Origin of the sequence: Lachnoclostridium sp. MSJ-17 (assembly GCF_018918205.1) — a bacterium.
GTDB lineage: Bacteria > Bacillota > Clostridia > Oscillospirales > Acutalibacteraceae > Ruminococcoides.
The window spans coordinates 26,622-33,936 of record NZ_JAHLQB010000035.1; the positions used below are offsets into that span (position 1 = coordinate 26,622).

General features: G+C 52.4%; 16 protein-coding genes. All 16 read right to left on the minus strand.

The annotated features are described in order from the left end of the window. Position 1: 1 nt before the first annotated feature. The gene (locus KQI64_RS03070; RefSeq protein WP_216523291.1) at positions 2–634 is read right to left on the minus strand and encodes an adenylate kinase; all 633 of its coding nucleotides are present in this window, start codon (positions 632–634) and stop codon (positions 2–4) included. 24 nt (positions 635–658) lie between these two features. Beyond that, on the minus strand, positions 659–2,026 hold the full coding sequence (gene secY / locus KQI64_RS03075; protein ID WP_186833791.1) for a preprotein translocase subunit SecY: 1,368 nt from the start codon (positions 2,024–2,026) through the stop codon (positions 659–661). Further along, positions 2,027–2,470 (minus strand): 50S ribosomal protein L15, encoded by a 444-nt coding sequence (gene rplO, locus KQI64_RS03080; RefSeq protein WP_186833790.1) that lies wholly within the window; start codon positions 2,468–2,470, stop codon positions 2,027–2,029. A gap of 17 nt (positions 2,471–2,487) precedes the next feature. Continuing rightward, complete coding sequence (gene rpmD / locus KQI64_RS03085) at positions 2,488–2,658, minus strand: 50S ribosomal protein L30 (RefSeq protein ID WP_176789765.1); 171 nt, start codon at positions 2,656–2,658, stop codon at positions 2,488–2,490. An 18-nt stretch (positions 2,659–2,676) separates the two neighbouring features. Then, positions 2,677–3,174, minus strand: a complete 498-nt coding sequence (gene rpsE / locus KQI64_RS03090; protein ID WP_216523292.1) for a 30S ribosomal protein S5 — start codon at positions 3,172–3,174, stop codon at positions 2,677–2,679. An 18-nt stretch (positions 3,175–3,192) separates the two neighbouring features. Beyond that, on the minus strand, positions 3,193–3,552 hold the full coding sequence (gene rplR, locus KQI64_RS03095) for a 50S ribosomal protein L18 (RefSeq protein WP_186833788.1): 360 nt from the start codon (positions 3,550–3,552) through the stop codon (positions 3,193–3,195). A 17-nt stretch (positions 3,553–3,569) separates the two neighbouring features. After that, complete coding sequence (gene rplF, locus KQI64_RS03100) at positions 3,570–4,112, minus strand: 50S ribosomal protein L6 (protein WP_216523293.1); 543 nt, start codon at positions 4,110–4,112, stop codon at positions 3,570–3,572. Positions 4,113–4,126: 14 nt separating this feature from the next. Continuing rightward, positions 4,127–4,525, minus strand: a complete 399-nt coding sequence (gene rpsH / locus KQI64_RS03105; RefSeq protein ID WP_186833786.1) for a 30S ribosomal protein S8 — start codon at positions 4,523–4,525, stop codon at positions 4,127–4,129. A gap of 14 nt (positions 4,526–4,539) precedes the next feature. Then, a complete protein-coding gene (locus KQI64_RS03110; protein ID WP_186833785.1) occupies positions 4,540–4,725 on the minus strand; it encodes a type Z 30S ribosomal protein S14 in 186 nt (61 codons plus the stop codon). A 12-nt stretch (positions 4,726–4,737) separates the two neighbouring features. Beyond that, positions 4,738–5,277 carry a 50S ribosomal protein L5 gene (gene rplE, locus KQI64_RS03115; protein WP_216523294.1) on the minus strand — a complete coding sequence of 180 codons (540 nt, stop codon included), beginning with the start codon at positions 5,275–5,277 and terminating at the stop codon, positions 4,738–4,740. 14 nt (positions 5,278–5,291) lie between these two features. Further along, complete coding sequence (rplX, locus tag KQI64_RS03120; RefSeq protein WP_216523295.1) at positions 5,292–5,609, minus strand: 50S ribosomal protein L24; 318 nt, start codon at positions 5,607–5,609, stop codon at positions 5,292–5,294. 16 nt (positions 5,610–5,625) lie between these two features. After that, a complete protein-coding gene (gene rplN / locus KQI64_RS03125; protein ID WP_186833782.1) occupies positions 5,626–5,994 on the minus strand; it encodes a 50S ribosomal protein L14 in 369 nt (122 codons plus the stop codon). Between the two features lie 99 nt (positions 5,995–6,093). Beyond that, positions 6,094–6,351: a 30S ribosomal protein S17 gene (gene rpsQ / locus KQI64_RS03130; protein WP_186833781.1), complete on the minus strand. Its 258-nt coding sequence runs from the start codon at positions 6,349–6,351 to the stop codon at positions 6,094–6,096. An 18-nt stretch (positions 6,352–6,369) separates the two neighbouring features. After that, entirely contained in the window at positions 6,370–6,570 is a 201-nt protein-coding gene (gene rpmC / locus KQI64_RS03135) for a 50S ribosomal protein L29 (RefSeq protein ID WP_186833780.1), read from the minus strand. Then, positions 6,570–6,989, minus strand: a complete 420-nt coding sequence (gene rplP / locus KQI64_RS03140) for a 50S ribosomal protein L16 (protein WP_216523296.1) — start codon at positions 6,987–6,989, stop codon at positions 6,570–6,572. The genes rpmC and rplP overlap by 1 nt, the downstream gene beginning before the upstream one ends. Next, positions 6,989–7,315, minus strand: a 327-nt coding sequence (gene rpsC, locus KQI64_RS03145; RefSeq protein WP_216523297.1) for a 30S ribosomal protein S3, incomplete at its 5' end; no start/stop codon positions are given. The genes rpsC and rplP, both read right to left, overlap by 1 nt.

The window sequence follows — 7,315 nt, forward strand, 5'->3', positions numbered from 1 at the left end:
TTTAAGCCTCAATCGCCTCAAGTACAGCCGCTGTGGTCTCAGCGACGGTGTTCTTGCCTTCTACGTTCACAAGCTTACCCTGCTTGCGGTAGTAGTCGGCGAGGGGCTCGGTCTCTTTGTGATATACAGCGAGACGAGCGAGCACGGTGTCGGGGTGGTCGTCCTTGCGCTGAACAAGGGTGCCGCCGCAATCGTCGCAAACTCCATCCTTCTGAGGCTTCAAGCTCTCAATGTGATAGGGTCTGCCGCAATTTTCGCAGACACGGCGTCCGGACATGCGTCTGGTGATGGTCTCGTCAGCTACGTCGATGTTGATGACGTACTGAATCTCCACGCCCATAGCGTCCAGAGCCTCGGCCTGGGGAATGGTTCTGGGGAAGCCGTCAAGAATGAAGCCCTTCTTGCAGTCATCCTCGCCAAGTCTTTCCTTAACGATGCCGATGACTACCTCGTCGGGAACAAGCTTGCCGTCGTCCATGTAGGACTTAGCCTTCAGACCCATCTCAGTGCCGTTCTTCAGCGCCTCACGAATCATGTTGCCGGTTGAAATAGTGGGAATACCAAAATGCTCGCAAAGTACAGCGGCTTGTGTGCCTTTACCTGCACCGGGAGCGCCTAACATGATAATGTTCATATTATTATACCTCATTTTAACTGATTAGTCAAGAAAACCTTTGTAATGACGCATCATCATCTGTGACTCGAGCTGTTTTACAGTCTCAAGAGCAACGCCGACGATAATGATGATTGATGTACCGCCCATTGACAGGCCGTGCATGCCCGTTGCCGCGGAGAATACCAGGGGTACGAGCGCGATAACGGAGAGGAACAGCGCGCCGATAAGAGTTACTCTCGAGAGAATATTCTTGATGTAGGCGGCTGTGGGTGCACCCGGACGGATACCGGGTACGGTGCCGTTGTTGGATTTGAGGTTATTCGCCATTTCAACAGGATTGTACTGAATGGTGGTATAGAAATAAGCGAACATCAGAATCAGGATAAAGTACAGTACAATGTAGAGCCAGTTGCTTGTGTTGAACGCGTCGAAGAACGCCTTCCAGAAGCCTTCCTTGACATTGAGGAAGAGGTTGATTGTACTGGGGATTGAAAGGATCGAGCTCGCGAAGATGATGGGGAGAACGCCGCCCAGAGCAACCTTGATTGGAAGGAAGCTGGACTGTCCGCCGTACATCTTTCTGCCGACTACGCGCTTCGCGTACTGAATGGGAATTCTTCTCTCGGAGTCCTGCATGAAGGTGATCAGCCAGATGATCGCGAGGAAGATAAGTACCCAGACGATTACGAAGATGAAGAACTTGGGATCAGCCGCACCCGCAGTGCCGTCGCCGAAGCCGAGGTTCCAGTAAGCGGCGAGAGTGCGGACGGTTACGGGAAGTCTCGCGATGATGCCCGCAAACAGGAGCATTGAGATACCGTTGCCGATGCCGTACTTGTTGATCTGCTCGCCGAGCCACATCATCAGAGCGGTACCCGCTGTGAACACGAGCACGATAACGATGCCCGCGAATACCATCGAGAAGCCCTCGTTGTAAACGGTGATGTGCTTGCCGTAGTAGTCGCCCTCCTCGGTGCAGACGGTGTTCTTGAGGTAGAAGAAGTAAGCGGTACCCTGGATAAGTCCGAGCGCTACGGTAACGTAACGTGTGATGGTGCCGATCTTTCTTCTGCCCGCCTCGCCTTCCTTGGTGAGGCGCTCAAGAGCGGGGATCGCTACGCAGAGGAGCTGGATGATAATCGAGCTGTTGATGTAGGGTGTGATACCCATCGCGAAGAGCGTTGCGTTTGAGAACGCGCCGCCCGAAAGGGTGTTCAGGTAGGCGATCATGTTGGAGCTGCCGTCCGTGAGGGAGTTGGCAGGCGCCATAACCGCCGTGAGAACGTTTGTATCGAGGAACGGAACGGGGATTACCGAACCGATTCTGAATACGATGATTATCAGCAGGGTGAAAAGAATCTTTTTTCTCAGATCGGGGATTGACCAAGCGTTGCGGATTGTCTTTAACACTTAGATCACCTCCGCCTTTCCACCGGCAGCTTCGATCGCCGCCTTTGCTGATTTGGAATAGGCAGAAACTTTAACGTTGAGCTTCTTGTCGATTTTACCGTTGCCGAGTACCTTAACAGCGTCAAAGCCGTTCTTGACAACGCCTGCTGCCTTGAGAGCCTCTGCATCAACAGTGTCGCCGTCGTTAAACTTTCTGTTAAGAGCGCTGAGGTTTACAGCTACCACGTTTTTAGCAAAGATGTTGTTGAAACCTCTCTTGGGAACGCGGCGCTGGAGCGGCATCTGACCGCCTTCAAAACCGGGACGGATGCTGCCGCCGGAACGGGCCTTCTGACCCTTGTGTCCCTTGCCGGCTGTCTTGCCCCAGCCTGAACCGTGACCTCTGCCGATTCTCTTGGACTTCTTCTTGGAGCCCTCAACCGGAGAAAGTTCATGTAACTTCATTGTTCGCACCTCCTTGCTTACGCTTCACTAACCTCTACGAGGTGGATGATTTTTGCTACCTTGCCCTTTGTCTGGGGGTTGTCGGGCTGTGTTGTAACGTCGCCGATTTTCTTCAGACCGAGAGCGTGGGCGGTTGCAATCTGATCCTTTTTGGAGCCGATGAGGCTCTTTACCAACTTAATAGTCATAACTTGCAGCCTCCCTTATTATAAAATTTCCTTGACGGACTTACCGCGGACAGCGGCAACCTCCTCAGCGGTTCTGAGAGCGCTGAGACCTGCGAGAGTAGCTCTTACTACGTTGCAGGGGTTGTTTGAACGGAGAGCCTTTGTACGGATATCCTTGATGCCTACAGCCTCAACTACCGCACGGACGGGGCCGCCCGCGATAACGCCGGTACCGGGTGCGGCGGGCTTCATGAGAACTCTGCCCGCGCCGAACTCGCCGATGATCTCGTGAGGAATGGTGGTGCCTCTGAGCGAAACCTTCATGAGGTTCTTCTTGGCGTCCTCAATGCCCTTGCGGATAGCGTCGGGAACCTCGCCAGCCTTGCCGATGCCGAAGCCGACAACGCCGTTGCCGTCGCCGACAACCACGAGAGCCGCGAACTTGAAGATACGTCCGCCCTTAACCGTCTTTGATACGCGGTTAATGGTGACAACTCTTTCCTTTAACTCGCCTGTTACTTCTACTTTATTAGCCAAAGTGATTCCTCCTGTTCCTTAGAAATTGAGGCCGCCCTCACGGGCGCCTTCGGCCAATTCTTTCACACGGCCGTGATAGATGTTGCCGCCTCTGTCGAATACGACGTCGGTGATGTTCTTCTCCTGAGCGCGCTGAGCAACAAGCTTGCCGACAGCTCTGGCTGCCTCTTTGTTTCCGCCGTTACCTGTGATTGACTTGTCAAGGCTGGAAGCCTGAGCAAGGGTAACACCTGCTACGTCATCAATGATCTGAGCGTAGATGTTGTTGGTGGAGCGGAATACGCACAAACGGGGACATTCGGGAGTACCGCTGATCTTTGCGCGGACTCTCTTATGGCGTTTGATGCGCGCCTTTTTTGTATCAGGTCTGCTTACCATATTGATTCACTCCTTAATTATTTGCCCTTACCGGCCTTGCCTTCCTTGCGGCGGATATACTCGTCAGCGTAACGGATACCCTTGCCCTTATAAGGCTCGGGCGGACGCTTCTCTCTGACCTCGGCAGCAAACTGACCAACCTTTTGCTTATCAATGCCGACAATCTTGATTGTGTTGGGATCCGGAACCTCGATCTTGATGTCCTTGGTATCCTCAACGATGACCTGGTGTGAATAACCGAGGTTCATAACGCACTTGTTACCCTGCTTCTGAACACGGTAACCTACGCCGTTTACCTTGAGCTCCTTCACGTAGCCCTCTGTTACGCCGACCACCATATTGTTGATCAGTGTTCTTGTCAGGCCGTGAAGTGAACGGTTCATTTTGTTGTCGTCGGGACGGCTGACCTCAATCGCGCCATCCTTGACCTCTACCGTCATGTTGGGGTTGAAGGCGTAGCTGAGCTCGCCCTTGGCGCCCTTTACGGTGATAACGCCGCCGTCGACCTTAACATCGACGCCCGCGGGAATATTTATCGGTTTTCTTCCAATTCGAGACATGATCGCACCTCCTCTTACCAGATGTAAGCGAGAACCTCGCCGCCAACGTGCTGACGTCTTGCCTCGCGGTCGGTCATGACACCCTTAGAGGTGGAGATGATCGCGACGCCCAGACCCTTCATTACCTTGGGCATATCCTCTGCATTACTGTATATACGCAGGCCGGGCTTTGAAACGCGGCGCAGACCTGTGATAACGGGTCTTTTGCCCTCAAGGTACTTGAGAGTAACCTTGATAATGCCCTGCTTGCCGTCCTCGATTACTGTGAAGCTCTTGATGTAGCCCTCGTCCGCAAGAATCTGACAAATCGACTTCTTGAGGTTTGAGGCGGGAATTTCAACAGAATCGTGCTTCGCCGCGTTCGCGTTGCGGATGCGGGTCAGTAAATCAGCTATTGTATCTGTAATCTGCATTACCTTATTCCTCCTTACCAGCTTGCTTTCTTTACGCCCGGGATCTCGCCCTTGTAAGCGAGCTCACGGAAGCAAATACGACAAATACCATACTTGCGGAGGTAGGCGTGTGGTCTACCACAGATGCTGCATCTTGTATACTCTCTGGTCGAGAACTTCTGCTTTCTCTGCTGCTTAACTTTCATTGATGTCTTAGCCACAACAATCCCTCCTTACTTTGAAAACGGAGCGCCCATGAGCGTGAGGAGCTCGCGAGCCTCTTCGTCTGTGGTTGCGGTGGTTACGAAGCAGATGTCCATTCCGCGAACCTTGTCAATCTTGTCATAGTCGATCTCCGGGAAGATGAGCTGCTCCTTGAGACCCATGTTGTAGTTGCCGCGTCCGTCGAAGGAGTTGGGGTTGATGCCTCTGAAGTCGCGAACTCTGGGGAGAGCTACGTTGAAGAAACGGTCGAGGAACTCGTACATTCTCTCGCCTCTGAGAGTGACCTTAACGCCGATGGGCATGCCCTCTCTGAGCTTGAAGTTAGCTACGGACTTTCTCGCGTGGCAAACCATGGGCTTCTGACCGGTGATTGACGCGATATCCTTAACGATAGCGTCGATAGCCTTGCTGTTCTCTCTCGCCTCACCCGCGCCGACGTTGATAACGATCTTGTCGAGCTTGGGAATCTGCATTGTGCTCTTGTAGGAGAACTTGTTCATAAGAGCAGGTGCAACTTCTTTAACATAATAATCTTTCAGTCTTGCCATTTCTTATATCCTCCTTAAAGCGCTTCGCCGCACTTGGCGCAAATTCTGCCCTTGGAGCCGTCCTCATAGATCTTGTGGGCAACTCTTGTGGCCTTCTTGCAGCGGGGGCAGTAGATCTGGACCTTGGAAGCATACATAGCGCCTTCTGCCTTGATGATACCGCCTGCTTCGCCCATTTTTCTGGGCTTAACGTGCTTGGATACCATATTGACCTTCTCTACGATAACCTTGCCTTCCTTGGGGCTTACGGCCATAACCTGACCCTTTTTGCCCTTGTCCTTACCGCTGATTACGATAACGGTGTCGCCTGTCTTTACATGAACTTTACTCATTTGCGTGACACCTCCATTAAAGTACTTCCGGAGCGAGGGACAGAATCTTCATGAAGTCCTTATCACGAAGCTCTCTCGCAACGGGTCCGAAGATACGAGTACCGCGGGGGTTCTTATCTTCCTTGATGATAACTGCTGCGTTCTCGTCGAAGCGGATGTAGGTTCCGTCCTCGCGTCTTACGCCCTTAGCGGAGCGTACAACCACAGCTCTTACAACGTCGCCCTTTTTAACAACGCCGCCGGGCGCTGCTTTTTTGACAGAAGCAACGATAATATCGCCAATGTTGGCATATCTCCTGCCGGTACCGCCGAGTACACGAATGCACATAAGTTCCTTTGCGCCGGTGTTGTCGGCAACCTTGAGGATAGTTTGCTGCTGAATCACAGTCGATTCCTCCTTTAATTGCTGTCAAGCCATATTCCCTTTCCTTTTATAAGGACTGCCGGGATACGGCCCTCGTGTTAATAGGCTGCTAAAATAAACTTATTTAGCCTTCTCAATAATCTCGACGAGTCTCCATCTCTTATCCTTGGAAAGAGGACGGGTCTCCATAATCTTAACTCTGTCGCCCTTGCCGCACTCGTTGTTCTCGTCGTGCGCCTTGAAGCGGACGGTTCTCTTAACGATCTTGTTGTAAAGCTTATGCTTTACGCTGTCCTCAACCGCAACAACGATGGTCTTGTCCATCTTGTCAGACACAACCTTGCCGATAACGGTCTTTCTCATATTTCTATCACTCACGATTTCGTCCTCCTCTCATTAAGCGTCAAAGCCGAGCTCACGCTGACGAAGAACGGTGGATACTCTTGCGATGTCCTTCTTTACGGCGCCGATTCTTGATGAATTTTCGAGCTGATTGACAGCAAGCTGGAAACGAAGGTTGAAAAGCTCTTCCTTGAGCTCTGTGAGCTTTGTCTGAAGCTCTTCAACGGAAAGTTCTCTGAGTTCTGATGCTTTCATTACTGCTCACCCTCCTCTTTCTTTACGAACTTGCACTTAATGGGGAGCTTGTGAGAAGCCAGACGGAGCGCCTCGCGCGCGGTTGCCTCATCGACGCCCGCAAGCTCGAACATAACTCTCTGGGGCTTTACAACTGCTACCCAGTACTCGACATTACCTTTACCTTTACCCATTCGGGTTTCAGCAGGACGCGCGGTAACGGGCTTGTCGGGGAAAATCTTGATCCATACCTTACCGAAACGCTTGCAGTAACGGGTCATCGCGATACGCGCAGCCTCGATCTGGTTGGAGGTGATCCAACCGGGCTCGCACGCCTGCAGACCGTACTCACCGTAGGTAACGGTATTTCCGCGAAGAGCCTTGCCGGTCATGCGGCCGCGGTGAACTCTTCTGTACTTAACTCTTTTAGGCATTAACATTATTTTCTGCCTCCTTCTCTGTCTCTGCGGGGACGTCTTCTGGGCTTATCCTCGCTGATGTTGAGAACCTCACCCTTGTAGAGCCAAACCTTTACGCCGACCTTACCGTAGGTGGTATTTGCCTCAGCAAAGCCGTAGTCGATGTCGGCACGGAGTGTCTGAAGCGGAATTGTGCCCTCGTGATACTGCTCGCTGCGCGCGATTTCGGCGCCGCCGAGACGGCCTGAGCACATGATCTTGATACCCTTCGCGCCTCTGCGCATCGCGTTGCCGATGCTCTGCTTCATAGCGCGGCGGAAGGAAATTCTCTTTTCGAGCTGCTGAGC